Origin of the sequence: Streptomyces sp. SID1328, from assembly GCF_009865595.1 — a bacterium.
GTDB lineage: Bacteria > Actinomycetota > Actinomycetes > Streptomycetales > Streptomycetaceae > Streptomyces > Streptomyces griseoluteus.
In genome coordinates this window covers 1-827 of the sequence record NZ_WWKH01000345.1, presented here as the reverse complement: position 1 = coordinate 827, position 827 = coordinate 1, and the positions used below count along the sequence as shown (strand labels likewise).

The window sequence follows — 827 nt, the reverse complement described above, 5'->3', positions numbered from 1 at the left end:
CGGTGCGCTGGCCGCCGTCACGGCGGGCGGGGCCGCCGCCGTGCTCCCCGAGGACCTGGGGGAGCGGGCCATGCTCGGCGACACCGGCGCGCACGCCCTGGGCGCGGCGCTCGGCACGGCCGTCGTTTCGGCCAACGGGCGTGCGGGCCTTCTCGTGCACGCCGTCGCCGTGGTCGCCGCCACCGTGCGCGGGGACCGGGTGTCCGCCTGGGCGCGGGCGCTGTGAGCCGCTGACCTCGCGGTACGTACGCCGGCCGGCTCCGCCGGGCCGACGGCCGCTCTCACTCGTACGGGTGAGATGCGCCGGCGCATTGCCAACGCGCCCCGCCGGCCGGCTCCGGCGGGATTTCCCGGAACGGCCGTACGTACTGGCATGCTTGACGGTGTGCCGCCTCCGGGCGGGGGCCCGCACGGCCCGTCGTGCCCCGCTTCCGGTGTTTCGCCGTTCGCTACCTTCTGTACTTCCTCGTGACCGATCCCTGCCTGCCCTGACCGACCCCGCCCCGACCCAGGAGTCCCGGCCTCAGTGACCCCCGTGAGCAGCAACGCCCCGCACGGCCAGTCCTCGCTGCGTACCGTGCAGGTGCTCGGCGGCGGCAATGCCGGGAGCAGCGCCCATGTGCGCTCCCTGGCCGAGGGGCTCGTCGCGCGGGGCGTCCGGGTCACCGTCTGTGCACCGGCCGAGGCCGATCACGCCTACGACTTCCGGGGCACCGGCGCCGACCACGTTCCGGTGCCCCGCAGCAGCGACCCGGCGGCCGTGGGCCGGCTCCGGGCGGCCTGCGCGGACGCCGACCTGGTGCACGCGCACGGGCTGCACGCCTCCT

The 827-nt window shown here is 76.8% G+C and carries 1 protein-coding gene and 1 pseudogene; both read left to right on the top strand.

Annotated features, from left to right (window positions below; all coding sequences use genetic code 11):
- Nucleotides 1-226 (top strand): annotated as a pseudogene (locus tag GT030_RS10245) (hypothetical protein); the annotation flags it as partial.
- Between the two features lie 300 nt (nucleotides 227-526).
- On the top strand, nucleotides 527-827 hold a 301-nt coding region (locus GT030_RS10240), incomplete at its 3' end, for a glycosyltransferase (protein WP_161200827.1).